Annotated in this window: 25 protein-coding genes; 10 read left to right on the forward strand and 15 right to left on the reverse strand. The window is 72.5% G+C overall.

Annotated features, from left to right (window positions below; translation table 11 throughout):
* Positions 1-28: 28 nt before the first annotated feature.
* A complete protein-coding gene (locus tag AB0B33_RS02990) occupies positions 29-724 on the forward strand; it encodes a class I SAM-dependent methyltransferase (RefSeq protein WP_360766059.1) in 696 nt (231 codons plus the stop codon).
* On the opposite strand, the gene AB0B33_RS02995 is transcribed toward AB0B33_RS02990, so the two are convergent.
* Positions 721-1,785 (reverse strand): DUF3068 domain-containing protein, encoded by a 1,065-nt coding sequence (locus AB0B33_RS02995; RefSeq protein ID WP_247019573.1) that lies wholly within the window; start codon positions 1,783-1,785, stop codon positions 721-723. The genes AB0B33_RS02990 and AB0B33_RS02995 overlap by 4 nt on opposite strands.
* A 249-nt stretch (positions 1,786-2,034) precedes the next feature.
* On the opposite strand from AB0B33_RS02995, the gene AB0B33_RS03000 reads away from it, so the two are divergent.
* Positions 2,035-2,544, forward strand: coding sequence for a hypothetical protein (locus tag AB0B33_RS03000; protein ID WP_360766064.1), 510 nt, complete (start codon positions 2,035-2,037; stop codon positions 2,542-2,544).
* A 3-nt stretch (positions 2,545-2,547) separates the two neighbouring features.
* Here AB0B33_RS03000 and AB0B33_RS03005 read toward each other — a convergent pair whose 3' ends face one another.
* The 5 genes from AB0B33_RS03005 to AB0B33_RS03025 all read right to left on the reverse strand — a co-directional run bounded on the left by AB0B33_RS03005 (position 2,548) and on the right by AB0B33_RS03025 (position 5,770).
* A complete protein-coding gene (locus AB0B33_RS03005) occupies positions 2,548-3,030 on the reverse strand; it encodes a DUF4234 domain-containing protein (protein ID WP_360766066.1) in 483 nt (160 codons plus the stop codon).
* A gap of 109 nt (positions 3,031-3,139) precedes the next feature.
* A complete protein-coding gene (locus AB0B33_RS03010; RefSeq protein WP_072476895.1) occupies positions 3,140-3,346 on the reverse strand; it encodes a helix-turn-helix transcriptional regulator in 207 nt (68 codons plus the stop codon).
* Complete coding sequence (locus AB0B33_RS03015; protein ID WP_360766069.1) at positions 3,346-3,825, reverse strand: DUF2975 domain-containing protein; 480 nt, start codon at positions 3,823-3,825, stop codon at positions 3,346-3,348. The genes AB0B33_RS03010 and AB0B33_RS03015 overlap by 1 nt, the downstream gene beginning before the upstream one ends.
* A 39-nt stretch (positions 3,826-3,864) precedes the next feature.
* Positions 3,865-5,043 (reverse strand): helix-turn-helix domain-containing protein, encoded by a 1,179-nt coding sequence (locus AB0B33_RS03020; RefSeq protein WP_247019577.1) that lies wholly within the window; start codon positions 5,041-5,043, stop codon positions 3,865-3,867.
* A 97-nt stretch (positions 5,044-5,140) separates the two neighbouring features.
* The gene (locus AB0B33_RS03025; RefSeq protein WP_360766073.1) at positions 5,141-5,770 is read right to left on the reverse strand and encodes a methyltransferase domain-containing protein; all 630 of its coding nucleotides are present in this window, start codon (positions 5,768-5,770) and stop codon (positions 5,141-5,143) included.
* Between the two features lie 132 nt (positions 5,771-5,902).
* On the opposite strand from AB0B33_RS03025, the gene AB0B33_RS03030 reads away from it, so the two are divergent.
* Both AB0B33_RS03030 and AB0B33_RS03035 read left to right on the forward strand, forming a co-directional pair.
* A complete protein-coding gene (locus AB0B33_RS03030) occupies positions 5,903-7,831 on the forward strand; it encodes a glycosyl hydrolase family 28-related protein (RefSeq protein WP_360766075.1) in 1,929 nt (642 codons plus the stop codon).
* Between the two features lie 42 nt (positions 7,832-7,873).
* Positions 7,874-8,350, forward strand: coding sequence for a nitroreductase family deazaflavin-dependent oxidoreductase (locus tag AB0B33_RS03035; RefSeq protein WP_360766078.1), 477 nt, complete (start codon positions 7,874-7,876; stop codon positions 8,348-8,350).
* Here the strand turns inward: AB0B33_RS03035 and AB0B33_RS03040 are convergent.
* On the reverse strand, positions 8,340-8,873 hold the full coding sequence (locus AB0B33_RS03040) for a GNAT family N-acetyltransferase (protein ID WP_247019581.1): 534 nt from the start codon (positions 8,871-8,873) through the stop codon (positions 8,340-8,342). The genes AB0B33_RS03035 and AB0B33_RS03040 overlap by 11 nt on opposite strands.
* 85 nt (positions 8,874-8,958) lie before the next feature.
* On the opposite strand from AB0B33_RS03040, the gene AB0B33_RS03045 reads away from it, so the two are divergent.
* On the forward strand, positions 8,959-9,543 hold the full coding sequence (locus AB0B33_RS03045; RefSeq protein ID WP_360766081.1) for a YdeI/OmpD-associated family protein: 585 nt from the start codon (positions 8,959-8,961) through the stop codon (positions 9,541-9,543).
* A 115-nt stretch (positions 9,544-9,658) separates the two neighbouring features.
* Complete coding sequence (locus tag AB0B33_RS03050) at positions 9,659-11,005, forward strand: pyridoxal-dependent decarboxylase (protein ID WP_360766226.1); 1,347 nt, start codon at positions 9,659-9,661, stop codon at positions 11,003-11,005.
* Here AB0B33_RS03050 and AB0B33_RS03055 read toward each other — a convergent pair.
* Positions 10,999-11,391, reverse strand: a complete 393-nt coding sequence (locus AB0B33_RS03055; protein ID WP_247019585.1) for a hypothetical protein — start codon at positions 11,389-11,391, stop codon at positions 10,999-11,001. The genes AB0B33_RS03050 and AB0B33_RS03055 overlap by 7 nt on opposite strands.
* A gap of 147 nt (positions 11,392-11,538) precedes the next feature.
* On the opposite strand from AB0B33_RS03055, the gene AB0B33_RS03060 reads away from it, so the two are divergent.
* The gene (locus AB0B33_RS03060; RefSeq protein ID WP_360766085.1) at positions 11,539-12,735 is read left to right on the forward strand and encodes a glycoside hydrolase family 18 protein; all 1,197 of its coding nucleotides are present in this window, start codon (positions 11,539-11,541) and stop codon (positions 12,733-12,735) included.
* A gap of 45 nt (positions 12,736-12,780) precedes the next feature.
* Here the strand turns inward: AB0B33_RS03060 and AB0B33_RS03065 are convergent, their stop codons facing one another.
* Positions 12,781-13,947: an MFS transporter gene (locus AB0B33_RS03065; RefSeq protein WP_360766088.1), complete on the reverse strand. Its 1,167-nt coding sequence runs from the start codon at positions 13,945-13,947 to the stop codon at positions 12,781-12,783.
* Positions 13,948-14,001: 54 nt separating this feature from the next.
* Between AB0B33_RS03065 and AB0B33_RS03070 the strand changes: the two genes are divergently transcribed.
* Positions 14,002-14,370 (forward strand): MerR family transcriptional regulator, encoded by a 369-nt coding sequence (locus tag AB0B33_RS03070; protein WP_247019591.1) that lies wholly within the window; start codon positions 14,002-14,004, stop codon positions 14,368-14,370.
* 730 nt (positions 14,371-15,100) lie between these two features.
* Here AB0B33_RS03070 and AB0B33_RS03075 read toward each other — a convergent pair.
* Both AB0B33_RS03075 and AB0B33_RS03080 read right to left on the reverse strand, forming a co-directional pair.
* Positions 15,101-17,851, reverse strand: coding sequence for a BTAD domain-containing putative transcriptional regulator (locus AB0B33_RS03075; RefSeq protein WP_360766094.1), 2,751 nt, complete (start codon positions 17,849-17,851; stop codon positions 15,101-15,103).
* Between the two features lie 269 nt (positions 17,852-18,120).
* A complete protein-coding gene (locus AB0B33_RS03080) occupies positions 18,121-18,552 on the reverse strand; it encodes a DUF5709 domain-containing protein (RefSeq protein ID WP_247019596.1) in 432 nt (143 codons plus the stop codon).
* An 89-nt stretch (positions 18,553-18,641) separates the two neighbouring features.
* Here AB0B33_RS03080 and AB0B33_RS03085 point away from each other — a divergent pair, with 89 nt between their 5' ends.
* A complete protein-coding gene (locus tag AB0B33_RS03085; protein WP_360766097.1) occupies positions 18,642-19,463 on the forward strand; it encodes a cyclase family protein in 822 nt (273 codons plus the stop codon).
* A gap of 98 nt (positions 19,464-19,561) precedes the next feature.
* On the opposite strand, the gene AB0B33_RS03090 is transcribed toward AB0B33_RS03085, so the two are convergent.
* From AB0B33_RS03090 to AB0B33_RS03105, 4 genes are all read right to left on the reverse strand, one after another.
* Entirely contained in the window at positions 19,562-21,868 is a 2,307-nt protein-coding gene (locus tag AB0B33_RS03090; protein WP_360766100.1) for a bifunctional diguanylate cyclase/phosphodiesterase, read from the reverse strand.
* 87 nt (positions 21,869-21,955) lie between these two features.
* Positions 21,956-22,774 (reverse strand): ABC transporter permease, encoded by an 819-nt coding sequence (locus tag AB0B33_RS03095; RefSeq protein WP_360766103.1) that lies wholly within the window; start codon positions 22,772-22,774, stop codon positions 21,956-21,958.
* Positions 22,764-23,657, reverse strand: coding sequence for an ABC transporter ATP-binding protein (locus tag AB0B33_RS03100; RefSeq protein WP_360766106.1), 894 nt, complete (start codon positions 23,655-23,657; stop codon positions 22,764-22,766). Before AB0B33_RS03100 ends, AB0B33_RS03095 begins: the two co-directional genes overlap by 11 nt.
* On the reverse strand, positions 23,566-24,108 hold the full coding sequence (locus AB0B33_RS03105) for a hypothetical protein (protein ID WP_247019605.1): 543 nt from the start codon (positions 24,106-24,108) through the stop codon (positions 23,566-23,568). Before AB0B33_RS03105 ends, AB0B33_RS03100 begins: the two co-directional genes overlap by 92 nt.
* Positions 24,109-24,220: 112 nt before the next feature.
* Between AB0B33_RS03105 and AB0B33_RS03110 the strand changes: the two genes are divergently transcribed.
* On the forward strand, positions 24,221-25,267 hold the full coding sequence (locus AB0B33_RS03110; RefSeq protein ID WP_360766109.1) for an amidohydrolase family protein: 1,047 nt from the start codon (positions 24,221-24,223) through the stop codon (positions 25,265-25,267).
* The last annotated feature ends 1 nt before the right edge of the window (position 25,268 follow it).

The following is a 25,268-nucleotide window of genomic DNA, read 5'->3' on the forward strand; positions in this document are numbered from 1 at the left end:
ACCCCATCGCGCCACGCTCGGTCGTTCCGTGACGCTGTTCCGGGCGTTCCTCACCGAGCAGACCGACCCCGACGGCTTCTATTCGACGCTCGCCGCCGACTCCGTCCGGCAATTGGCGTCCCACACGCCGTTGTCCGGGCGCACGGTGCTCGACGTCGGCGGCGGGCCGGGCTATTTCTCCGACGCCTTCCGCGCGGCCGGCGCGGTCTACCTCGGCCTCGACCCGGACGTCGGCGAGCTGTCCGCACGCGGCGAGCCGGGGGAGAACATGATCCGCGCCAGCGGCACGGATTTGCCCGTGCGCACCGGATCCGTGGACGTCTGCTACTCCTCCAACGTGCTGGAGCACGTCGCCGAGCCGTGGGTCATGCTCGGCGAGATGTGCCGCGTGACCAAACCCGGCGGCACGGTCTTCGCGTCGTTCACCCCGTGGTATTCACCGTGGGGCGGGCACGAGACCGCGCCGTGGCACTTCCTCGGCGGGCACTACGCCCGGCGGCGTTATGCGCGGAAACTCGGGAAGCAGCCCAAGAACAAATTCGGGGAAAGCCTGTTCCCGGTTTCCGTCGGTGCCGCGCTCCGCTGGGCGAAAACGACGCCGCTCGCCGATCTGGTGGCCGGGTACCCGCGCTACCACCCGGGCTGGGCGGTGGGGATCGTGCGGATTCCCGGCCTCCGCGAGATCGCTTCGTGGAATCTGGTCCTGGTGCTGAGAAAGCGTTAGGTGCGGGCGAAGGCCACCTGACGCCGGCGCGGCGGCGCGGGTGGCTCGGCCGGGCGGCGGCGGAGCAGCAGGACGATCGCGACGATGATCAGCACGCCGCCCCCGATCCCGAGCCAGAGCGGGCCGGTGCTCGAGAGGAACTCCAGCCTGCCCTTGTTCGCGTTCACCTGGTCCACCATCTGCGAGATGGTCTTGCCGTTGTAGGCCAGCGTCCCGTCGAAGACGACGGTCGGGGTCGTGGTGCCGGTGCGCAGTTCCTGGTGCTGCTGTTGCTGCTGCTTGACCTGGATCCCGGTCACCGGCTCGACCCACATCGTGTTGACGCCGCGGTAGTAGAGCTCGGCGTCGGCGGTCGGCTGGGTGGAACCGACGAGCGAGCCGGGCACCTGCTTCGTCGCGATCTTCGTGTCGGGGATGTCCTGGACGAACTTGTAGGTCTCGATCCCGTTCACCGTCTCGGTGCCGGTGTACCGGGCGGTGACGGCCGCGCCGGTGTTGTCGTCGTAGACCTGGTAGTCCTTCTGCTCGGCGCCGAAGGGGAACTTGAAGTTCAGCCCGGGCTGCGCCTTGTAGTCGTTGGTCTCCGCCGGCGTCTCGCCGTCCTTGTCCGCCTTGTCCTTGAGCTCGACGACGAAGCTGCTCTTGGCGTCGCACGGCGGATCGGTTTCCCCGCGCGGGTCGTAGCCTTCCCCGGTGCGCCGGTCGAAGCAGACCTGCCGCTTGCTCGCGCTGACGACGGTGTCGTCGGCGTCGTCGGTGACCCGCACCGCGAGCAGCCAGACCGCGTAATCGGTGTCCTGGCGCATCTCCGGCGTGGCGAAGTTCGCCTGCACGTGGGCGACCGCGGTCAGCTTGGCGTTCTCGCGGATCTCGGTGACCGGGCCCTGACCCTTGTCGGTGACGGCGAGGACTTTGCTTGCGGTGCCCTCGAGCACCGACGTCGAGTCCTGGTCCAGTGGCACCTTGGCGAGTTTCGGGTACACGTAGGACGGCAGGAGCACCGCGCCCGCGACCGCGAACACCCCCAGTGCCAGCAAGATCAGGCCGAAAGCTCGTCGCAACGGTCCTCCAGGGTCGTACTCCGGACACAAATTACCCGGCGGTAATCAGTGCACGGATAGTGGCCCGCGCCACGTCGCGCGTCAAAGTGTGACCGGCGGTCACAGCTACCGCGTGCGACCGGAAGGGGGCATGGGCACCCCCGTTCGGACCAAGCGACCAAACATGTTTGTTCCCGGGCACAACGGGCACGGCCCCACCATCGGACGATCCGTATCCGCCGCGCCGGAGAGCGAAGGAGAAACTCCCTGTTGTCGCAGGACCCATCGCTGGTCGCCATCGCGGCCACCGCGCGCTGGCGGGCCCGGATCGTGGCGGCGGCCGCGAGCGCGGGCATCACCATCACCGATCCGCTGGCCGGCGTGCCGGGCGTCCGCGTGCTCACGTGCGCCCCCGGTGACCTCGCCCGCCTGGTCCCGAGACTGGGCGCCGAGCCTTCCCGCGCGGCGATCGGCGCGCACTCGGACTCGATCGCCGACCGCGAGCTGCGCGACGCGGTGGCCGACGTCGCCGCCCTGCTTTCGTTGCACGGCAACGTGGTCCTCGACCTCGACGCAGCGGGCCGCCGCCGCGGAGCCGTGCGGCCGGACGTGGTCGTCTCGGCCGCCCCGAACCGTCCCCAGTGGACGGAACCGGCGGTCGCCCTCCCGGTGGGCACGGACCGGCGCGGGAGCCCGCTCACGGTGGAGCTCACCGCCGGCCCGGGATTCGAGGGAACGCTGCTGGAATTGGCGAGATTGGTGGAAGCCGACGCGGCTTGAGCGTCAGCCGTAAAGGGAGATCTGCGTGCCGGCCGGCACCTCGTAGGCGGCCGTGATCTTGCCGAGTTCGATTTGGTGGTAGAGCACGCCGAGGCCGATGAACAGCATCAGGACGCAGCCGATTCCCGGTGAGCACGATTCCCGCAGCCCGGCCGCGCGCTGGGCGGCGCGGATGCGGACGCCCGTGTTGTAGTAGCTGACCATCGGGGCGACGAACGTCCAGCCGAGGAACAGGATGACCAGCAGCGGACCGGCGGTCGGGACCGTTCGCCTGCGGTCGAACCCGGCCATTTCCCGGTGGATCTTGTAGTACCAGATGTAGTGGTAGATGCCGAAGGTGAGCATCGGCCACAGCAGCCAGACCAGGACGGGGTGGCGGTACTTCATCGCCAGCCCGCTCGCCACCGGCCTGGTGCCGACCAGTGCCGCGGGGTGGGTGCTCGGCGCGGCGATTCCGGTGTAATTCGCCGATACGGGTTCGGTCATGGTGAATTCCTCGCTTTTCGGCGCTCGGATCGAGCGCTCCGGGCGGTGCTGCCCTCCCTATTCGCGGCGCGGGAGAAGCTTGTTACGCCGGCCGGAGAATCGAAATGCTTCAGTCGTCCACCCACTCCAGGAGATCGCCGGGCTGGCAACCGAGGACCCGGCACATCGCTTCCAGCGTGCTGAACCGCACGGCTTTCGCGCGCCCGTTCTTCAGCACCGCGACGTTCGCCGGCGTCAGCCCGACCTTTTCGGCGAATTCCCCGACGCTCATCTTCCGCTTGGCCAGTTCGACGTCGATGCGCACGACGATCGGCATCAGATGACCGCTTCCATGTCCGAGCGGAGCGCGGTGGCTTGGCGCAGCAAGGCGCGCATCACCACCATCAGGAGCCAGAACACCGTGATCGCGACGGTCACCAGGAACAGCAGCATCGGCATCCCCGGGTCGTCGGCGTTGAAGCCGACGAAGAGCAGCATGCCGGCGAACACCAGCCACACCGCGGCCACCGCCCAGACGATCACGTCGACCCACCGCAGCGACGCGGTGGTGAAGATCCGGTCCTTCTTGACCAGGGTCAGCAGCTTCCAGGTCGCGACCAGGACCACCTCGACGCACAGCACGAGGAACACCGCGATGGCGGTCAGCGGCCAGCGCAGGTTTGCGTCGTGGGGATTCTGCGACGTGTTGTAGGCGATCCCGCCCGGCAGCGACATCGTCTGGAACACCACGAGGACGGCGAACAGCACCACCAAAAACACTCTGAGCGCGGCAACAGCCCACTTCTCGGTAACCATGCGACGACTATCGCTTGATTTCTATCGAAAGTCAATCGATCAGTCGAGCTCCGGGTCCAGCCGCACCGACTCCAGGGCGACGTACAGCTCGCCGATGTCGACCGGGTCGGTGAGGTCGCGCTTGGTCAGCTCCTGCACCCTCCGCAAGCGGTAGCGGACCGTGTTGGGGTGCACGAACAGGCGGTCCGCGGCCTCCTTCGCCGAGCCGTGGCCGGCGAACCACGCGAGCAGCGTGTCGAGCAGGACCTTGCGTTCCGCGCCCGGCAGGGTGAGCACCCCGGCCAGCGCGGAGCGGACGACGTCGCGGGCCATCCCCGGGGCCGCGGCCACCAGCGTGGTCACCGGCGAATCGCCGAACACCACCACGCCCGCGGTCGCCGACGGCAGTGAGCGGCGGGCGATCCGGGCGCGGTGCAGTGCGTCCGGGACGTCGGGGAACCCGCTGAACGGACGGCTCATTCCCGCCGCCACCGGCAGCGAGCCCAGCACTTCGCGCAGCCGCCGGACGTCCTCGATCCGGTCGATCGCGACCAGGCCCGCCTCGCCGCCGGGCCGCCACGCCGACCGCCAGCGGCGTGCCCGCAGCAGCGCTTCGACGGAGTCCTGCTCCTCCTGCTCGACGCGTTCGGTGACCACCGCGACGAACATCCCCGCGGTCGGCAGGCCCAGCTCGCGCGCGGCCGCTTCCATCTCGGCCTGGCTCACGAGCCGGCCGCGCAGCAGGTCGTCGAGCAGCCGCGCGTTCGCGTGCGACGGCTCGGCCGCGACCTCTTCGTACGCCGTGGTCAGCGCGTCGGAGTAGAGGTCGATCGCCTTCCAGACGTAGGAGTTGATCTCGATCGTCCGGGTCGGGTTGAGGAAGTCCGGGCCGGCGAGCTCGAGCAGGCCCTCGTAGACGAAGGTGCCGCCGATGCGGAACGCGCGCAGCACCGCGGGCAGCGGGATGCCTTGGCGCGCCTGGACGAGCCCGGTCTTGCGGGCGGCGTCGAGGGCGAGGCCGCGGCCCTCGGCCAGCGCGGTCAGCGCTCGTTCGAGGTTGGCCCGGCAGACCTGGCGCAGCTCACCGGGCGCGACGCGCTCCACCTGGCGGTAGAACTCGTCCTCTTCGCTGAGCAGGCGGGCCAGCCGATCGGCGAACTCCGGCAGCCTGGTCAGCATCTCGCGCACCAGCTCGCGGTGCTCGCGAGGTACCGGCCTGGCCAGAGCTTCGATGCCCATCCCTCACTTTAGCTCGGGTCCCCCGCCCTGGATACGCACGAACTTGAGCAAAATTCATATCCGCCGGGTGATCTTGCCGGTGGGTACTTGACGGAGCTCAGGCCGGCTTGCGCGCGGTGAGGTAGACGTGCGGCTCCGGGCCGGCGTCCGGGTGGTCGGGCACGAACAGCGCCTGCTCCTCGCGGACGATCTCCAGCCCGGCCGCGCGGAGCCGCTCGGCCAGCGCGTCCGCCGCGAAACTGCTCGCGCGGACCGGGTGGCCCATGAAGACGATGTCGACGCCGTCGACGTCGGCCGGCACGGTCGCGAACACCAGCAGGCCGCCGGGCTTCAGCCAGCGCGCCAGCCGGCCGAGCATGGTTTCCTGGTCGGCGCGGGGGAGTTGCAGCATCGAGAAGAACGCCGTGATCGCGTCCCAGCTGCCGTCCTCGAAGGACAGTCCGCGCATGTCGCCGAGCTCGAATCGCGCGGCGGGGACCTGGGCGCGCGCGATCTCGACCATCTTCGGCGCGACGTCGTAGCCGGTCACCGCGCAGCCGGCCGCGGCGAGCTGTTCGGCGACCGGGCGGCCGGTGCCCGAGCCGAGGTCGAGCACCCGTGCTCCCGCGGGCAGCCGCTCGGCGAGCGCGGTGAGCGCGGCCCGCTGCTCGGCCAGGTTCCGGAACGCGTGTTCGTAGTCCGTGCCGAGCGCGTCGAAGACCTCGGCGGCGGATTCGGGGCGAGTCATGGGAGAACTCTGCCAGAAGAAACCTTGCGCAAGGAATCGACTTCTTCTTGCAAGTTACCGGCAGAGTCTTGTTTGATGCGCGAGCGTCGCCTAATCTTCCGCCGCAGTCCCTCCGGCGAAACGAGGCCCTGGATGTCGCGACGCACCTTCGGAGCCGCGCTCGTCGCGGTCACCGCTCTCGTCTCGGTGGCCGCACCGGCGGCCGCCGCCGACCGGCCGGTCGTGACGCGCGCGGCGCTCGACCCCGCGCTGGTCGCGGGGCGCGGCGCCGCCGTCGGTTTCCTGGAGCAGGAAGCGGAGAACGCGCACACCGACGGCGTCGTGATCGGCCCCGACCGCACGGCGTACACGCTGCCCTCGGAGGCGTCCGGGCGGCGGGCCGTCCGGCTGGCGCCGGGGCAGTACGTCGAGTTCACGCTGCCCGCCGCGGCGAACGCGATCACCGTCCGCTACAGCATTCCCGACGCCCCGCGCGGCGGCGGCGTCACCGCGCCCCTCGACGTCACGGTGAACGGCGGCCACCGGCAGCGGATGACGCTGACTTCGCAGTATTCGTGGCTGTACAACCAGTACCCGTTCAGCAACGACCCGGACGCGGACCTGCTGCACCCGGACTGGTGGATCACCGAGTGCGGGTGCGTGCCGTCGGCGACCACGCCGGCGCCGGTGCTCGCGAAACCGTTCCGCCCCAGCCACTTCTACGACGAGCAGCGGCTCCTGCTCGGCCGGTCGTACCGGGCCGGGGACAAGGTGCGCCTGACTGCCTCGGCCGGTGCCGCGTGGACGGTCGTCGACCTGCTCGACTCCGAGCAGGTGGCGCCGCCCCGCGTGGTTCCCTTCGCGGCCAACGCTTTGCTCTTCGGCGCCGACCCGACCGGCCGCCGCGACTCGGCCGACGCCCTCGACCGCGCCATCGCCTTCGCCCGCCGCGTCCACTTGAAGGTCTATCTGCCGCCGGGCACCTACCAGGTCAACCGGCACGTCATCGTCGACGACGTCACGATCGAAGGTGCGGGCAGCTGGTACACGATCCTCAAGGGCCACGGCGTCGGCGTCTACGGCGAAGAAGCCGCCGCCGGGGGCAGCCGCAACGTCCACCTCTCCGGCTTCGCGGTCGAAGGCGACGTCCGGGAACGCGTCGACACCGACCAGGTCAACGCGATCGGCGGCGCGCTCAGTGAGTCCACCGTGGACTCGGTGTACCTGCACCACACGAAGGTCGGTCTTTGGTTCGACGGCCCGATGAGCCGCTTCCGGCTGACGAATTCCGTGATCGCCGACCAGATCGCCGACGGGCTGAACTTCCACACGGGAGTCACGGATTCGGTGGTGGCGAACAACTTCGTCCGCAACACCGGCGACGACGGGCTGGCGATGTGGTCGGAGAAGATCCAGGACGCGCGCAACGCGTTCGACCACAACACCGTCCAGACCCCGGTGCTGGCCAACGGGATCGCGCTCTACGGCGGCGTGGACAACACGGTCTCGGGCAACCTGGTGGCGGACCCGATCCGCGAGGGCAGCGCGATCCAGGTGGGCTCGCGGTTCGGCGCCGAGCCCTTCGGCGGGACGCTGCGGATCGCGGGCAACACGACCGTGCGGGCCGGGACGTTCGAGCTGAACTGGAAGATCGGGCTGGGCGCGATCTGGTTCTACGCGCTGGAAAAGGACATCGCCGCGGACGTCGAGGTGACCGGCGACCACTTCCTCGACAACACCTACAACGCGATCATGCTGGTCAGCGACTTCCCGGTGAAGGACAAGTACTCGATCACCGGGCTGGCGTTCGCGGACCTGCGGGTCGACGGCGCCGGGACGTCGGTGCTGAGCGCGCGGTCGGCGGGGTCGGCGTCGTTCCGGAACGTCGACGCGCGCAACGTCGGTGCGGTGGGGGTGAACAACTGCGGGTCGTTCAGCTTCCCGCCGACGGGCTCGGAGTTCTCGCTGACGGACCTCGGCGGCAACGACGGCGGCTGGCTGGCGCCGTGGCTCCTGCCGAACACGATCACCTGCGACGACCGGCCGCCGGTCGTGCCACCGCCGGCCCCGGCACGGTGGTGAGGTCCGGCAGCGGCGGGCGAGCGTGCACTAGGGTCGTCGACCGTGGCTGGTTGGCGCGGGGTGTTCGCGGGGTTCGGGAAGAGCAAGGCCTTTGCGGTGCTGGGGCGGGCGCTCGTGCCGGCCGACCGGGTGCTGCTGCGGGTCAGCGGCGGCCGGGTCGGCGTCGGCGCGGCGGTCGGATTGCGGACGTTGCTGCTCACCACCGTCGGCCGCCGCAGCGGTGAGCCGCGGCAGGTGCCGCTGCTGTACGTCGAGCGGGACGGCGGTTACGTCGTGATCGGCTCGAACTGGGGCGGCGAGGCCCACCCGGCGTGGTCGGCGAACCTCCTGGCGCAGCCGGCGGCGACGGTCGCGGTGCACGGCCGGACCGTCGAGGTCACCGGGCGGCTCCTGACCGGCGGCGAACGTCAGGAAATGTGGGACGCCGTCGCCGCGTACTGGCCCGCGTACGACCGGTACGCCGTGCGGGCCGAGCACCGCGAAATCCGCGTCTTCCTGCTGGAGCCGGTCAGTCGATGAGGTCGGTCTGCCGGATCCGGTACACCTGGAGCCGCAGGTTGTAGTACTTGTCGGTCTCGCCGACCCACTGCATGCCGAGCCGCTTGGCGACGGCGATCGCCCGCGTGTTGTTCGGCCGCGCGACCGCGAAGAGCTCTTCGGTGTCCTGGGTGAAGGCCCACTCGATGAGCGCGGTCGCCGCTTCGGACGCGTAACCCTGGCCCCAGACACCGGGGCTGAGCTGCCAGGACAGTTCGAGGTCCTCTTCGAACGGCGGCAGCAACCGGATGCCGAGGCCGCCGATCACGGCACCGTCCTCTTTGCGCTCGATCGCCCAGCGGCCCCGCGGCGGCGGCAGGTTCGGCTGCGCCTCCTGCCAGGCGTGCAGCACCGCGCGCATCGCGCCGATGTCCCCGACGCGGTCCATGGCCGGGGTCAGCCAGTGCGTGACGTCCTCCGCGCCGTAGACGGCGAACGCGGCCTCGGCGTCGTCCACCGTCCAGTCCCGGATCACGAGCCGGTCGGTGTTCAGCGGGGTCTCCATACCAGGACGCTACGCCGGGAAGGCCGGGATTGTTCCCGCGGCAAAGTGCTCAGAAGGTGAACAGTTTGATGCCGATGATGTGGGCATGGAGCAAATCGAAGGTGTCGCGGTGGTGGAGGTCACGTCGGCGGCGGGCTGGCGCGACTGGCTGGCCACGGCGTCGGTCCCGTCGGTGTGGCTGGTGATCCGGCGCAAGCACAGCCGGGTGCCGGGCGTCCTGGTGCACGAGGCGATGGAGCAGGCGCTGTGCTTCGGGTGGATCGACAGCAAGGCGCTCCGGCGCGACGCGGAGAGCACGTACCTCTGCTTCACGCCGCGGAAGCCGCGGAGCACGTGGAGCCGGGTGAACCGCGAGCGCGTGGAACGGCTGACGGCGGCGGGCTCGATGACGCCGGCGGGGCAGGAGACGGTCGACCTGGCCCGGCGGACGGGGACCTGGGACGTGCTCGCCGAGGCCCAGGACGGGGTGGTGCCGCCGGACCTGCGCCGGGCGTTCGAGGGGGAGCCGGTGGCTTGGCGGTGCTTCGAAGGGTTTCCGCCTTCGTCGCGGCGGTTGATCCTGGAGTGGATCGCGCGGGCGAAACGACCCGGGACGCGGCAACGGCGGATCGTGGAGACGGTGGAGCTGGCCAGGGAGAACCGCCGGGCCGCCCACCCGAAGGCGGCCTAGCAGCGAGCGCGAACCCGGCGCGCTGCCGGCCTGAGCGCGGTGGCGAGCCGCACGTCCGGCCGGAAACCGGCGGCCCGCTCGCCCCGACCGGCCTACAGTCGGGCGCGTGGACGAGATGCGCACCCTCCTCACCCGCGCCGCCGAGCTGGCCGCCGACTACCGCGCGAGCCTCCCGGAACGACCGGTCGCGACCGCCGCCACCCCCGCGGGCTTCGGCGGCCCGCTCCCGAAGGACCCGGCCCCACCGTCCGAAGTGCTCGAAGAGCTCGCCCGCGCCGCCGAACCCGGGCTCGTCGCCACCGCCGGGCCGCGGTTCTTCGGGTTCGTCATCGGGGGCGCGCTTCCCGCCGCCACCGCGGCCGACGTCCTCGCCGCCGGGTGGGACCAGAACGGCTTCAACGCCGTCCTCTCGCCGGCCGCCGCGGCCGCGGAAGAGACCGCCGGGCGGTGGCTCAAGGACCTGCTCGGCATCCCCGCCACCGCGTCCGCCGGGTTCGTCACCGGCGGCCAGGCGGCGAACACCGTCGGGCTCGCGGCCGCGCGGCACCACGTTCTCGCCGAAGCCGGCTGGGACGTCGAGCGCGACGGGCTCGCCGGTGCGCCGCGCGTCCGGATCGTCGCGAGCGAAGAACGGCACGCCACCATCGACCGCGCGCTGCGGCTGCTCGGTTTCGGCACCAGCGCCGTCGAGCCGGTGGCCGCCGGGAGCCAGGGCGCCATGGATGTCGCCGCTCTGGAACGGACGCTCGCCGCCGGGAGCGGGCCCGCGATCGTCTGCCTCCAGGCGGGCAACGTCAACACGGGGGCCTGCGACGACCTGCGCGCCGCCTGCGAAGCCGCACGCGCCCACCGGGCCTGGGTGCACGTCGACGGCGCCTTCGGGCTCTGGGCCGCGGCGAACCCGGCCACCGCCCCGCTGCTCGACGGCGTCGAGCTCGCCGACTCCTGGGCCTGCGACGGGCACAAGTGGCTCAACGTCCCCTACGACTCGGGGTTCGTCTTCTGCGCCCGGCCGGACGTCCACGCCGAAACGATCGCCTACCGCGCCGCGTACCTCGCCGGCGCCGGCGAACTCGCCGGCATGGGCGACCTGACCCTCGAATCCTCACGTCGCGCTCGGGGCTTCGCGGTCTGGGCGGCGCTGCGCGAACTGGGCCGCGACGGCGTCGCCGAGCTCGTCGACCGCTGCTGCCGGCTCGCGCGCCGGTTCGCCGGGAAGCTCGCGGACGGCGGGGCCGCGATCGCCAACGACGTCGTGCTCAACCAGGTCCTGGTGTCCTTCGGGGACGGAACCGACGACCTCGTCCGGCGGATCCAGGACGACGGCACGTGCTGGATCGGCGGCACCACCTGGCGCGGCCGCCGCTACCTGCGGATCTCGGTCTCCAACTGGTCGACGACCGAGGCCGACGTCGACCGCTCGGCCGCCGCGATCCTCCGCCTGGCCGGCCGCGTTCAGTAGCCTTCGCGCACCGAAAGGGAGTCCGTCCGCCAGCCGATCCGCTTCTCCTCGCCGGTCGGCCAGCTCGAGGAAAGCCGACGCCGGACGCTGCCGAGCGCGCCGAGTTCCGCGAGGTCCACGCGGGACCCCTGCGCCGCCAGCGACGTCACCTCGGTGGCCGTGATCGGGACGAAGTCGAAGTACTGCGCGTCCTCACCGCCCTTCCAGTCCACGAATTCCGTGAAGATCGCGGCGAACGCCTGGCCGCATTCCGGGCATTCGCGCAGCGAAACGCCGAAATGCGACCGCTGGACCAACCGGTGGGTTTCGCGCAGGCGGGTCGTGCAGAACGCCAGCGCGGTGAGGGCGTCGGCGCCCGAGCAGCGCGCGCAGCCGAACTCGGTCATCCGCCGATCATCGCACGCCGTGAATCCGCACCCGGCTGCGGGGGCACCGGGAAACCCTTTGACCCCAACGTTTGGCCCTGGTCCGCAGTGGTCTGGACCTGTTAGCCTCACCGGACCCGCACGGGCGGTTCGCCGAAGGAGATTTTCGTGCACCGTATGAAAAAGAGCATCGCCACTGTCGCGCTTGCACTGGCCGGTGCCGCCGTCATCGCTCCACCGGCCGAGGCCGGGCCGTCCCAGGGCAAGGTGATGGCCTACTTCGCCGACTGGGACGTCTACGCGCGCAACTACCACGTCAAGGACATCGAGACGTCCGGTTCGGCCGCGAAGCTGACCCACATCAACTACGCGTTCGGCAACGTCACGGGCGGCGGCTGCGCCGTCGGCGACCCGTGGGCCGACCACGACATGCCCTACGACGCCGCCACGAGCGTCAGCGGCCAGGCCGACAGCGGCACGCTGCACGGCAGCTTCAACCAGATCCTCGAGCTGAAGAAGCTGCACCCGAAGCTCAAGGTGCTGTGGTCCTTCGGCGGCTGGACCTGGTCGGCCGGCTTCCCCGAGGCCGCGAAGAACCCCGCCGCGTTCGCCGAGTCCTGCTACAACCTCGTCAACGACCCGCGCTGGGCGGGCGTCTTCGACGGCATCGACATCGACTGGGAATACCCCAACGCCTGCGGCGACACCTGCGACACCAGCGGGCCCAAGGCGTTCACCGAACTGGTCAAGGCGCTGCGCGCGAAGTTCGGGCACCGGCAGCTCGTCACCGCCGCCATCACCGCGGACGGCTCGAAGAACGGCAAGATCGACGCCACCGACTACGGCAGCGCGAGCCGGTACCTCGACTGGTACAACGTGATGACCTACGACTACTTCGTCGCGGGCGGCAGCCCGGCCGGGCCCACCGCGCCGCACTCGCCGCTGCGGTCCTACCCGGGCCTCCCGCACGCCGGGTACTACGCCGACGCCGCCATCCAGAAGCTGCGCCACCAGGGCGTGCCGTCGTCGAAGATGCTGCTCGGCCTCGGTTTCTACGGCCGCGGCTGGGACGGCGTCACGCAGAAGCAGCCCGGCGGCACCGCCACCGGCCCGGCGCCGGGCACGTACGAAGCGGGCGTCGAGGACTACAAGGTCCTCAAGACGACGTGCCCGGCCAACGGCAAGGTCGCCGGTACGGCGTACGCGAAGTGCGGTTCGCAGTGGTGGAGCTACGACACGCCCGAGACGGCCTCGGCCAAGGCGGGCTACGCGAAGTCCCAAGGGCTCGGCGGGATGTTCGCCTGGGAGCTGTCCGGTGACACCGCGAACGCGGAACTGCTGCGGGCCATCGCGGGCCGCTGCTGAAAGCTGGAGGGCCCGGGCGCGAACGCGTCCGGGCCCTTCGTCCACTCAGGACGCTGTGCGGGAGGGGAATCCGTGCCGCCGGGCGCCGAGCACCACGGCCAGCACCGGCAGCAGGAGCACGAGCAGCGTCCAGGGGAACGATGAAGGCCCGGCGGCGTCGAGCAGGACGCCGCCGGCCACCCCGCCCGCGGCCATCGCCGCGTTCCACAGCGTGACGAGCATGGCCTGCGCGTTGTCCGCCGCCTCGCCGCCCGCGTTCCCCGCCGCCGTCTGGAGCAACGTCGGGACGCCGCCCCAGCCGAGTCCCCACAGCGCCACGGCGACGTAGACGAGGGCCGGGCTGCCCGAGAACGTCGCCAGCACCGTGGCCGCCACGGCGACCAGGATCGTGCTGAGGACCGTCAGGGTGCGCAGGGCACGGTCGATCAGCGCGCCGACGATCCCGATGCCCGCCATCGACGCGACGCCGAACACCAGCAGGACGACGTCGACGGCGCCGCCCAGCCCGGCGTGGGCCAGGAAGGTCGCGATGTAGGTGTAGAGCACGGTGTGCGCCAGGACGAACACGAGCGTCACGGCGAGCACCGGTGCCACGCCCGGCACGGTGAGCGTGCGCCGGACCGGGAACCGGCCGCCCGCCTGCCCGGGCTGGTCCGGGACCCGCGCGGCGATCCAGGCCAGCAGCACGGCCGCGATCGCCGACATGACGCCGAACGCCCAGCGCCAGCCGAGCAGGTCGCCGAGGAACGTGCCCGCGGGAATGCCGAGCGACAGCGCCAGCGGGATGCCCGCCATCACGACCGCGATCGCTTTGCCCTGGCGGTCCGGGACGAGCCGGCGCGCGTACCCGGCGAGCAGCGCCCAGACCACGCCCGCGGCGATCCCGGCGACGAATCGCGCCACCATCGTCAGCGCGTAGTCCGCCGACAGCGTCGTCACCGTGTTGGCCACGGCGAACCCGGCGACGCCGGCGAGCAGCAAACGCTTGCGGGGCCAGGCCGCGGTGGCCGCGGCGAGCGGGATCGCGGTGAGCGCGGTGCCGAGCGCGTAGATCGTCACGGCCTGCCCGGCGGCGGCCTCGCCGACGCCGAGCCCGGCGCTCATCCCGGGCAGCACCCCGGCGGGCAGCGCCTCGGTGAGCACGGTGACGAACGCGGCGGTGGTCAACGCGAGGAGGGCGGGCGTCGCCGTCCGGCTGCGGGAGATCGTCATGCGGCTATGCTCAGACCTTCACATACGTGTGAAGGTCTACGTGAGGTGGCGCACATGCGGATCGGCGAGCTGGCGGAACGCACCGGCACCGCACGCCGGCTGCTCCGGTACTACGAGGAGCAGGGACTGATCATCGCTTCCCGCGGGGCGAACGGCTACCGGGATTACGACGAGCCGACGGTCGACCGGGTGATCCAGGTGCGCGGGCTGCTCGACGCCGGGTTGCCGACGCGGATCATCAAGCAGATCCTGCCGTGCCTGGACAAGCCGCGGGCGATCTACTTCCCGGACGCCACGCCGGAGATGCTGGCGACGCTGGAGGCGGAGCGCGACCGGATGGCACGGCGCGCGGAGTGCTTGCTGCGCAACCGGGACGCGATTTCGGAGTACCTCGACGCGGTCCGTGAGTACAACCGCGCTTAGCGCCGCGCGTCCGAGGTCCGGTGACCGCGGCCGGGCAAGCGCCCCAATGGGCTTTTTTCATCGTGGTTTGTACTGGTGAGAGCAGTCTGGCCGGGCTGGTTGGCCGAGGGCTTCGACCCCATTTCTTACCAGGTCACCCTCCCGCTCTCTCGCGTCGGAACCTGCAGATGGTCGCCGACCTGATCCGCACCCGACGGCGGCAGGTGCGGTCCCGGTGGCGCAAAGCCACCCCCGCGGAGCAGGCACTGGTGGTGCTGGCGGTGCTGCGCCACGACCAGTGACTGGCTGACATCGGCGGCGGTCAGGGGATCTCGGCCAGCACGGTGCGACGCTGGGTGCCGGAAGTCATCAGGTTGCTCGCCGCCCGCGCATCCCGGCTGGACCGGGTCCTGCGGCGGCTGTGCGCGCGAGGTGCGGCGGTGGTGCTGGTGGATGGGGTTGCGGGAGCGGCTGCACGAGCATGGTCTGTCCCCGGCCGGGGGCAAGGGGTTTCACGGCTGGCACAAAGACGTCCGCGAGACCCGGGACTGCGCGGGGTGCGGCGGGTCGTGTGAGCAGGTTGTGTTGACCCGTACATGGCTGAGGCGAAACGGCCGTTGACCAAGGGACAGCAGCGGGCGAACGCGGATCCTCACCAAGCTCCGCTGCCACCCCCGCCACGCCACCACCTTGTTGCGTGCTCTGCTGGTACTGAGCCAGCACGAGCCACATCGGGGTGCTTGGGCCGACGTCAGCCGGCCGGTTCGAGGGCGAGGAAGCACGCCTCCACTTCCTTGAGCTGTGCGCCTTCCGGGTGCGCCCGGTACCGGGCGAGCGCGTCGTCGAGCACCCGGCGAGCGTCGTCCTCGCGGCCCACCAGGCGATAGCTGTCGCCGAGGGCCACCAGGAAGAACGCCGCGTGGCGCTCGTTGCCGATCGTCGTCAAGATGGCGACCGCCCGCTCCAGGTGGCCGACGGCCTCCGCCCAGTTTCCGCTGCGCAGGGCGACGAAACCCAAGTTGCCGATCGCGTGCGCTTCGCCGTCCGGGTCGCCGTACTCGCGGGCCACCTCGACGGCCCGGTCGAGCCAGTGGCGGGCGCCCGGCCAGTCGCTCCACTGCAGGTGGCAGAAGCCGACCAGGTCGAGGGCCCGGATGTAGAGGCGGGGTGCGTCGTCCGGCTCGATCAGCTCGAAGATGCGTTCGCACTGCTCGAGTTCGGCCCGGTAGTCCTGGGAGTGGTACTCCCACGCGCCGGCCAGGACGTAGTGCAGGTGCGCCTGCTGCAAGCGGTCGCCCGCGCGCTCGGCCAGCGCCAGCGCGCGCGGCAGGCCCTCGAGCGCCACTTCGGGGTGGCCCGCGAAAATGCCGGCGCTGGCGTGGATCCGGTACGCGATCAGCTGCGCGGTGACGTCGCCGAGCTGTTCGGCGGCCGCCAGTGCGAGGCGGCCCGCGGCCTCGCGCTCGCGCAGCTGTCCTTGGCGGGCGCGGAATTCGTTGAGCAGCCAGGCCAGCTGCCAGACCTGCGTGTGCCACGCCCGCGCCGCCGCCAGCTCGGTCGTGGCGGTCAGGCAGGCGTGCTCGGCGGCGAACCAGCGCACCGCCTCGGCCTGGCCGGTGAACCGCTGCGGCTCGACGCCGGGCAGCGGCGGCTCGATCGGGATCGGCGTCTGGAGCGGTTCGATCGCGAGGTGCCCGTGCCAGGACGTCTGGAGGTAGAAGTCGGTCACCCGCCGCAGCGCGGCCTCGCGGACGTCGGCGGGCAGCGCCCGTTCCGCCTCTTCGGACGCGTAGAGCCGGACCAGGTCGTGCATCCGGTAGCGGCCGCTCGCCGTGCGCGTCAGCAGGTGCGCGTTTTCCAGCGCGCGCAGCACCGTCCGCGTCGCGGCGGGCGGCCGGCCGGCCAGCGCCGCCGCCGCGGGGAGGCCGAGGTCGGGCCCGGGTGCGGTGGCCAGCAGGCCGAACAACGCCGACGCCTCGGCCGTCAGGTGGCGCAGGGACCACGAGAACACCGTCCGCAGGCTCAACCCCGCTTCGCCCGCGTCCAGCCCGTCCAGCCGCGCCGCCTGGTCGCGCAGTTCCTCCGCCAGCAGCGACGGCGGCAGTTCCGGTGACGTCGCCGCGCGGGCCCCCACGATGCCCAGCGCCAGCGGCAGCCCGGCGCAGAGCCGGATCAGCTCGGCGGCCGTCGCGTCGTCGAGCCGCCCGGGACCGATCTGCCGGTCGAGCAGTTCCCGCGCCTCGCGCGCGGACAGCACGTCCAGCGGCACCGGCCGGGCCCCGTGCGCCGCCACCAGCCCGCCGAGCCGGTTCCGGCTGGTCACCAGCACGCGGCAGGTGGGACTGCCGGGCAGCAGCGGGGCGGCCTGCCCGCTGTCGGCGGCGTTGTCGAGCACGACCAGAACGCGCTTTCCCGCCAGCAGGCTGCGGTACAGCGCGAGCTGGGCGTCCGGGTCCGGCGGCACCGCGGCGCCGTCCACGCCCAGCGCGTGCAGGAACCCGCGCACCGCGACCGAAACCGGCATCGGCTCGGCGACCGGGTCGAAGCCGCGCAGGTTCACGTACAGCTGCCCGTCGGGGAATTCGGCGAGCTTCCCGGACGCCCAGTGCAGCGCCAGCCACGTCTTCCCGATCCCGCCCGCGCCGCCGATCGCCGAAATCACCACCGGGCCGGCGGTTTCCGCCGCCCGGTCGAGTTCCGCGAGCAGGCCGGCGCGGCCGACGAACGTCGCCGGGGCCGCCGGCAGCTGGTGCGGGACCGGCCGCCCCGCGGCGGCGCGCGGGCGCGAGTCGCCGCGCAGGACCCGTTCGTGCACCTGCCGCAGCGCCGCGCCGGGGTCGGTGCCGAGCTCCTCGGCCAGCAGGCGGCGGATCCGGTCGTACTCGCGCAGGGCGTCGCCCTGGCGGCCGGCCCGGTGCAGCGCGAGCACCAGCAGGCCCCGCACGCGCTCGTCCAGCGGGTGGGCTTCGGCCAGTGCGGCCAGCTCGGGGACCAGCTCACCGGGGCGGTCGCCGTCCAGCTCGAGGTCGGCGAGGTCCAGCCGCGCGCCGAGGCGGCGGCTCGCGAGGGCTTCCCGCTGGTTCACGAACCACGGCGTGTCGAGGCTGCCGAACGGTTCGCCGGTCCACAGGGCCAGGGCCCGGGTCAGCAGCGCGGCCTTCTCCCCGGCGTCGGCGGTCGCGCCGGCCTCACCGAGCAGGCGCCGGAAGACGTGCAGGTCGACCGCGTCGGGATCCGCCGAGAGCAGGTAGCCGCCGGAGCGCTGCGTGATGAGCGCTTCCCCGAGTGCCGTGCGCAGCCGGGAAACGTAGCTGTACAAGGCGTTGCGCGGCTGGGCGGGCAGCCGCTCGCCCCAGATCCGCGCGGCGAGGACGTCGGCGGGCACCACCTTGTCGAGGTCGGTCAGCAGCGCGATGAGCAGCCCCTGCAGGCGGGGCCGCCGGATCTCCACCGCCCGGTCGCCGGCGTGGACGTCGAGCTCGCCCAGCAGCCTGAACCGCACCGATGCCCCTCCCGTGCCCGCCCGGCCGCCCACTGTAACCGACCCCGGCAAGCGGCGGGCAAGGTTCGTGCAAGGCCCGTCGGGCACCGTGGAGCGAGTCGGTGGCGCCGGCACGAACCGTCGAGGGGGCGGTTCGTGTTCCCTGCCACGGCCGCGGGGCCGGATCGTCTTTCCCCGTGGTGGCCGGCTACTCCACCGGCCACCGTCGATCCGGCGGGGGGAACGGAGCGGGCCCGGGCACCCTCGAACCCCGGGTCCGTTCCGTCACCTTACCAGCGGCGCGACGGGTCGATCACGTGGACGGCGGCCTCTTCGGCCGAGGCCGCGCCGCCGTCGATGCCCGCGTCCGACGCGTACAGCTCTTCGTCGGCGTCCTCGCCGGCGCCTTCGTCCGTGGCGACCAGCCGGCCCGCGCGGACGTCGCCGACCTCGTCGTCCACGAGCTCGCCGTCGGTGTCGTCGCTGTCGCCGAGGCCGTCGCCGTCCTCGTCCGACGACAGGTCCGGTACTTCACGCGCCAGCCGCGCTTCCCAGCTCTCGCCTTCCGCCGTCTCGCGGGCGGTGGTGCCCCAGCCTTCGGTCGCCTGCGCGCGTTCCGGCGGGGAGTAGCCCTCGGCCAGTTCGTCGCGGTCGTCCAAGGTGTCCTCGGGGTCGAGGATGCCGTCGTCGGCGCGGTCTTCGGAGTCGTCCATGCCGTCCATCCTCGCGCAACTCCTTGGCCGCGCCGAGCCTGGGTGATATCACCGTGCGAGACGCCGCACGGGCGGCACTGGTGGGAAAGGTGATCCCCATGCCGATGAGACGCAGGGTGCTGGCCGCGGGGCTGGCCGGGGTGTTCGGTACCGCGCTGACCGGGCGGACGGCGCAGGCGGCGACCCCGCCGGTGCGCCTCGACCAGCTGAACCTGGTCAGCCTCTCGCACGTCAACGACCCGGCGACGACCAACGTCTTCCCCGGCGACCCGGCCTTCGAGCTGGAAACCATCGCCACGATCCCCGACGACGGCTACTACCTGCAGTTCGTCCGCGAAGGCGAGCACACCGGCACGCACTGGGGCGCGCCCGGCCACTTCACCACCGGCGAGCCGCTGGCCGACGACATGGACCCCGGGGATCTGTTCCGGCCCGCCGTCAAGATCGACGTAAGAGCGAAGGCGGCACACAACCCGGACTACGCGGTGACGATCGACGACCTCAAGGCGTGGGAGCGGCGCAACGGCCGCATCCCCGACGAGAGCGTCGTGGTGCTGTGGACCGGCTGGGACGCCAAGTGGGGCACCCCGGCCTACCCGAACACCGGCGCGGACGGCGTGCTGCACCAGCCGGGCTTCTCGATCCCCGCGGTCCGCTGGCTGATCGACACCGGACGGCTGGGCCGCCGCGGCGGCACCGGCACCGACACGTTCAGCCCGGACGTCGGCACCGACGAGACGTACACGGTGTCGAAGCTGGTCTACCGGCGGCACCGGATCAGCCTGGAGATCCTGGCCAACCTGAAAGCGCTGCCCACGACGGGGGCGTGGGTACTGGCGGGCGGCCCGATCAACCGCCGGGGCGCGGGCTCGACGGCGACGATCTTCGGGGTGCTGCCGCCGGGGGTGTCGGCGGGCTAGCCGGGAGTCCCGGGACCGGACGCCATGAAAGAGTCGTTCATCGCGTCTGGCGAGGTGAAAGGGTCTTTCATGACGTGTCGGCGGAGAGCCGGACATCTTCAGCCCGCGGTGAGCGGGGCGGCCGAGAGCCGTAGCGAGGACAGCGGGGCCGGGTGGCCGAACCGGTAGCCCTGGGCGGTGGGGCAGCCCGCCCGGGTGACCAGTTCGGCCTGCTCGGCCGTCTCGATGCCCTCCGCGACCACCGCCACGTCGAGGTCGCGGCACAGCGCGACCAGCGAGCGGCACAGCGCCGCGTCGCGCTCGGGCTGGATGCCGGTCGTCAGCGCGCGGTCCAGCTTGATCTGGTCGACCGGCAGTGCGTGCAGCACGGTCAGCGAGCTGTACCCGGCCCCGAAGTCGTCGAGCGCCACCCGGACGCCGAGGGCCTGCAGGCGGCGGATCGCGGCGGCGCCGGCGGCGAGGTCCGGGACCGGGACCGTCTCGGTGATCTCCACGATGAGCCGCTCCGCGGGCAGGCCGTAGCGGGCGAGGCTCGCCGCGACGCTCTGCTCCAGCGCCTCGGCGCCGAGGCGGCTGGCGCACACGTTGACGTGCACCGTCAGGTCGACGCCGGCCGCGGTGATCTCGCGGCAGGCCAGGTCCAGCACCAGCGCGTCCAGTTCCGCGCCCATCCCGGCGCCTTCGGCGGCGCGGACGAACGTTTCGGGCGAGACCGACGTCCCGTCGTGCGTGGTCCACCGGGCCAGCGCCTCGACCGCCACCGGGGTCGCGTCCGGCAGCCGGACGATCGGCTGGAACACCAGGCCGAAGCCCGCCGGGATGCCGCCGTCCGCGCGGCGCAGGGCCGAGGGGAAGTCGGGCGGGCCGTCTTCGGAGGGGCGGTACACCACCGTGGTGTCCTTGCCGAGCCGCTTGCCCGCGTACATCGACGTGTCGGCGCGGCCGAGCAGCACGTCCGACGTGATCAGCGGTTCGGCCGGGTCCGGCACCACCAGGCCCATGCTCGCCCGGACCGGGACCAGCGTGCCGTGCACCGCGAACGGCCGCCGCAGCACGCCCTGGATCCGGTCGGCGACGGCCTGCGGCGCGTCCACCTCACCCTCCAGGAGGATCGCGAACTCGTCGCCGCCGAGCCGCGCCACCGTGTCGCCCGCGCGCACGCAGCTCAGCAGCCGCTGGGCGACCGCGTGCAGCAGGACGTCGCCGCCCGCGTGGCCGAAGCGGTCGTTGACCTCCTTGAAGTCGTCGAGGTCGACGAAGATCAGCACCAGCGGCCGCGGCCCGCTCTCGACGGCGCGGTCCAGCCGGTCGGCGAACAGCGCGCGGTTGGCCAGCCCGGTCAGCGGGTCGTGGTAGGCCTGGTGGGTCAGCTGCTGCTGGCCTTCGTACACACGGCGCAGCAGCAACCGGTTGTCCAGCAGGGAAAGCAGCTGCCGGGCGAGCACGAGGAACACCACGAGCACGCCGACGTAGACCTCGACGGCGTCCGGGCCCGCACCGGCCACCACCTGCACGGTGATCAGCAGCGCGACCGCGGTGACCGGCACGTACGGCAGCGCCAGCTGCCACCAGTCGATCCCGACCGGCTGGTTCGCGTCGTCGCGCCGCCGGCTGCCCGGCGTGGCCAGCAGCGCGTACGCGATGAACAGCGGGCCGAGCACGAACCCGCCGTCCGACCACGGCTTCATGCTCTCCGCGCCGATGCTGACCAGGTAGGCGAACACGCTGTCGGACGCGGCGAGCGCGACGATCCCGACCGCGGCCAGCAGCAGGTTCGCGCGGTAGGGCCGGTCCACCCGGTCGAACACGACCAGCAGCACCGCGACGACCACGATCACCAGGTCCGACAGCGGGTAGGAGATCGCGACCGCCCAGGTCAGCTTGTCCGGCGCGGTGGCGCGGACCAGCTGGGCGAGCGCCGCGGTCCAGGTGAGGATGAACAGCGAGCCGGTGACGATCAGGCCGTCGAGCACCAGCGCGACGCCGAAGTGCGCCGTCCACTGCGCGGGCTGCCAGCGTTCGCGGTCCGGCCGGACCCGCGCCCTGGCCAGCACGAACAGGGCGGCGAGCGCGAACACCGGGAAGCTCAGGTAGCCGACGTCGGCCAGCGACGGCGACGGCAGCCCGCGCCCGTCGATCAGCTGGTACCAGGACCAGACGCACTGCCCGAGCGACCAGCCGGCCATGCCGATCGCGACCAGGACCCGCCACCAGCGCTGGTGCCCGCGGAACCGGCGGGCGACGACGACGCCGCAGCCGACCGCGGTCAGCCCGGCGCCGAGCTGCATGGCGTCGTCGATCCACAACGCGAAGGCGTCGCCCCAGAACGCGAACCCGTTGACCACGACCACGACCGCCGTGACGACGACGAGCAGGATCGCGACCGGGTACCGCCGCACTGTCATCGCACCTCACGTGGGGTCACGCCTGCCGGTCGGACCGGGAAACACTACACCGCGCGTGACCGGGTACAAGCGCACCGCACCGGGCGCTCAGGCGATGTCACGCCGGTGCAGCAGCCACCCGCCGAGGACGCCGAAACCGACGACGTACGCGGCCAGCACGACGGCGGCCTGCCCGGACCCGACGATCGGCTCGACCCCCGGCGCGCTCGCCCCGAACGCGGCGGCCAGCGCGCCCGCGTTCGGCCCCGGCAGCCCCTTCTGCAGCTGCGCGACCCAGTCCAGCAGCGGCGCGGCGATCGACGCCAGGAGGTTCTGCACGGCCAGCAGCCAGACCAGGCCGAGCCCGATCGGCAGCGCGACCGAGCGCAGGCCGATCGCGAGCAGCACGCCGAGGGCGCCCCACATCGTCGTGACCAGCCAGCCGGCGCCGAGGCCGCGGACGACGTCGAAGACCGGCGGCCAGGTCAGCGGCTGGTCCCGCAGCGCCGCGACGAGCGCGCTCGCGCCCGCCGTCGCCGCGAACAGCGCGAGCACGACGGCCAGCGCGGCGAGCGCGACGGTGACCAGCTTCGCGCCGTAGACCGCGATCCGCGACGGGTGCTGCACCAGCACCGTTTTCCACGTGCCGTACCCGTACTCGCTGCCGGCGACCAGCACGCCGAAGATCAGCGCGAGGGCCCCGACGAAGATCGGCAGCCCGCCCAGCGCACTGCCGATGAAGGCGTCCGGCAGCATCGCCGCCAGCCCGCGGTTCGAGCCGGGTGGCCCGGACGTGGCCCCGCTCAGCCCGGCGTACGGGACGGCGTAGCCGAAGGTCAGGCTCAGCACGACGGCGACGGCCAGCAGCAGCCAGCTCGCCGGGCGGCGGGTCTGCTTGAGCAGCTCGGCGCGGATGTCAAGCAGCATCGGGGGTGCCTCCGGTCAGGGCGAGGAAGGTCTGTTCCAGGTCGGGTTCGTGCCAGCGCAGCTCGCTGACGACGCAGCCGGCGCCGACGAGCCCGGCGTTCACCCGGCCGGCTTCGGCGGGCTCGACGTCGAGTTCGAGGGCCCGGCCGTCGACCCGGACCCGCGGGTAGTACCGGCGCAGGTGGTCGCGGGCCTGTTCGAGCGGCTCGGCGACGACGCGCAGCGCGCCGCCCGCCCGCAGGTCCGCGACGGTGGTCTCGATGACGAGCCGCCCGTGGTCGAGCACGCCGACGCGGTCGCAGATCTGCTCGACCTCGGCCAGCAGGTGGCTGGACAGCAGCACGGTGCAGCCGTCCGCGGCGAGCTTGCGCAGGGTGACCCGCATGTCGGCCATGCCGGCCGGGTCGAGGCCGTTGGTCGGCTCGTCCAGGACGATCAGCTCGGGGTCCTTCAGCAGCGCCGCGGCGAGGCCGAGCCGCTGCTTCATGCCGAGCGAGTACGTCGAGTACCGGTCCTTGGCGCGGTCGGTGAGGCTGACGACGTCGAGCACGGCGTCGACGCGGGTCCGCCGCACCCCGGCGTGGTCGGCGAGGATCCGCAGGTTCGCCCGGCCGGACAGGTACGGGTAGAACGCGGGGCCTTCGATGAGCGCGCCGACGCGGGTGAGGCTGCCCGGGCCGGGCGCGGCGCCGAGCACCCGGACGCTCCCCGAGGTCGGCCGGATCAGGCCGAGCAGCATCCGCAGCGTCGTCGTCTTGCCGGCGCCGTTGGGGCCGAGGAAGCCGTACACCTCACCGGCGGGCACCGAGAGGTTCAGGTCCTCGACGGCGGCGGCCGGTCCGTAGCGCTTGGTCAGCGCGGTCGTTTCCACGGGCTGGGTCACGGGACTCCTTCCGGACGCGGCCCCACGGCTTGAAGACCGCGAGGACGCTGGCGAACAGCAACAGGCAGGGGGCGACGACGACGGGGTAGAGCAGGCCCTCGGGCCGCTCGGTGGCCTGGTCGACGCCGGAGCGCAGCGCGAAGAGGATCAGCAGCGCCATCAGGACGTTGATCGAGAGCTTGACGGCGACCCACCAGTAGCGGACCAGGCCGTACTTCGAGCCGAGGCCGAGCACGGCGCCCGTGCCGAGGGCGAGGAGCGCGGCGGTCAGCATCGGCCACACGGCGAACAGCTTGAGCGCCTGGAGAGCGGTGGCGCTGACGGCGGCGTCGCCGGTGAGCAGGGCGGTGCAGACCAGGATGCCCAGCACGGCGTCGATCCCGATCCACGCGCCGGCCGAGACGATGTGCCCCACCAGCCACCACTTCCGGGCCCGGGCCTTGAGCGTCATGGTGCCTCCTTTTCGACGCCTCCCATCCTCGGGACCGGGGCCCCCGGGAGCGTCCGCCGTCGTACGGCTCTTGCGGCTACGCCGGGGTGCGTACGCGGGTACGTTCGGTGTCGTGGTGATCCGCATCCGGGGCTACGCCTTGCCGCACGGCGAGTACGCCGACCTCTACGCCGACGGCGACCGCTGGACCACCGACCCGGTCCCGGGCGCGACCCTCGTGGGCGAGGGCTGGCTCGTGCCGGGCCTGGTCGACGCGCACACGCACCCCGGTGCGACCGAGCCGGGGCAGCCGATGGACGACGGGGTGCTGCGGGCGCAGCTGCACCAGCACGTCGACGCCGGCGTCACGCTGATCCGCTCGCCGGGCCTGCCGGGCGAGCCACCGCCGTGGTTCGGCGAGGACCCGGACGTGCCGCGCGCCCGGCACGCGGGGCCGTGGCTGGCCCAGCACGGCCAGTTCTTCGACGGCTGGGGCCGCCGCGCGGACCACGCCGAGCTGCCCGCACTGGCGGCGGCGCAGGCCGCGCGGACCGGCTGGGCGAAGATCATCGCGGACTGGCGCGTCGGCGACTCCGCGGTCCCGGCCGACGTGCTGACGGCGGTCGTGCGCGAGGTCCACGCGGTCGGCGGGCGGGTGGCGGTGCACAGCCAGCACCCGGAAGGCGGCACGGCGGCGGTCGAGGCGGGCGTCGATTCGCTGGAGCACGGCATGTGCCTCGACCCGGACCTGCTGGCGCGGATGGCTTCGCGGGGAACGGCGCTGACGCCGACGTTGTCGGCCGTCAACGCCGGGCTGGCGCGCCGGGAACAGGCCCCGGACAGTCCACAGCGGACTTGGTACCTCAGCGGCGCGCGCGTCCACGCGGCGCTGACGGCGGCCGCGGCCGAAGCCGGGGTGCGGGTGCTGGCGGGCACGGATTCCCTGCCGCACGGCGGGATCCTGGCGGAGATCCGCGCGCTGGCGGCCGCGGGCGTCCGGCCGCACGACGCGCTGGCGGCGGCGTCGTGGAGCGCGCGCGAATACCTGGGGTTGCGCGGTCTGGAGCCGGGCGCGCCCGCCGATGCCGTGGTCTACGCCCGCGACCCGCGGGCGGACCTCGACCTGCTGGCCACCCCGGTGGCGGTCGTGCTGCGGGGCAAGTGCGTGCGGCGCCGCTGAC

This window comes from Amycolatopsis sp. NPDC049159 (genome assembly GCF_040648295.1).
Taxonomy (GTDB): domain Bacteria; phylum Actinomycetota; class Actinomycetes; order Mycobacteriales; family Pseudonocardiaceae; genus Amycolatopsis; species Amycolatopsis pretoriensis_A.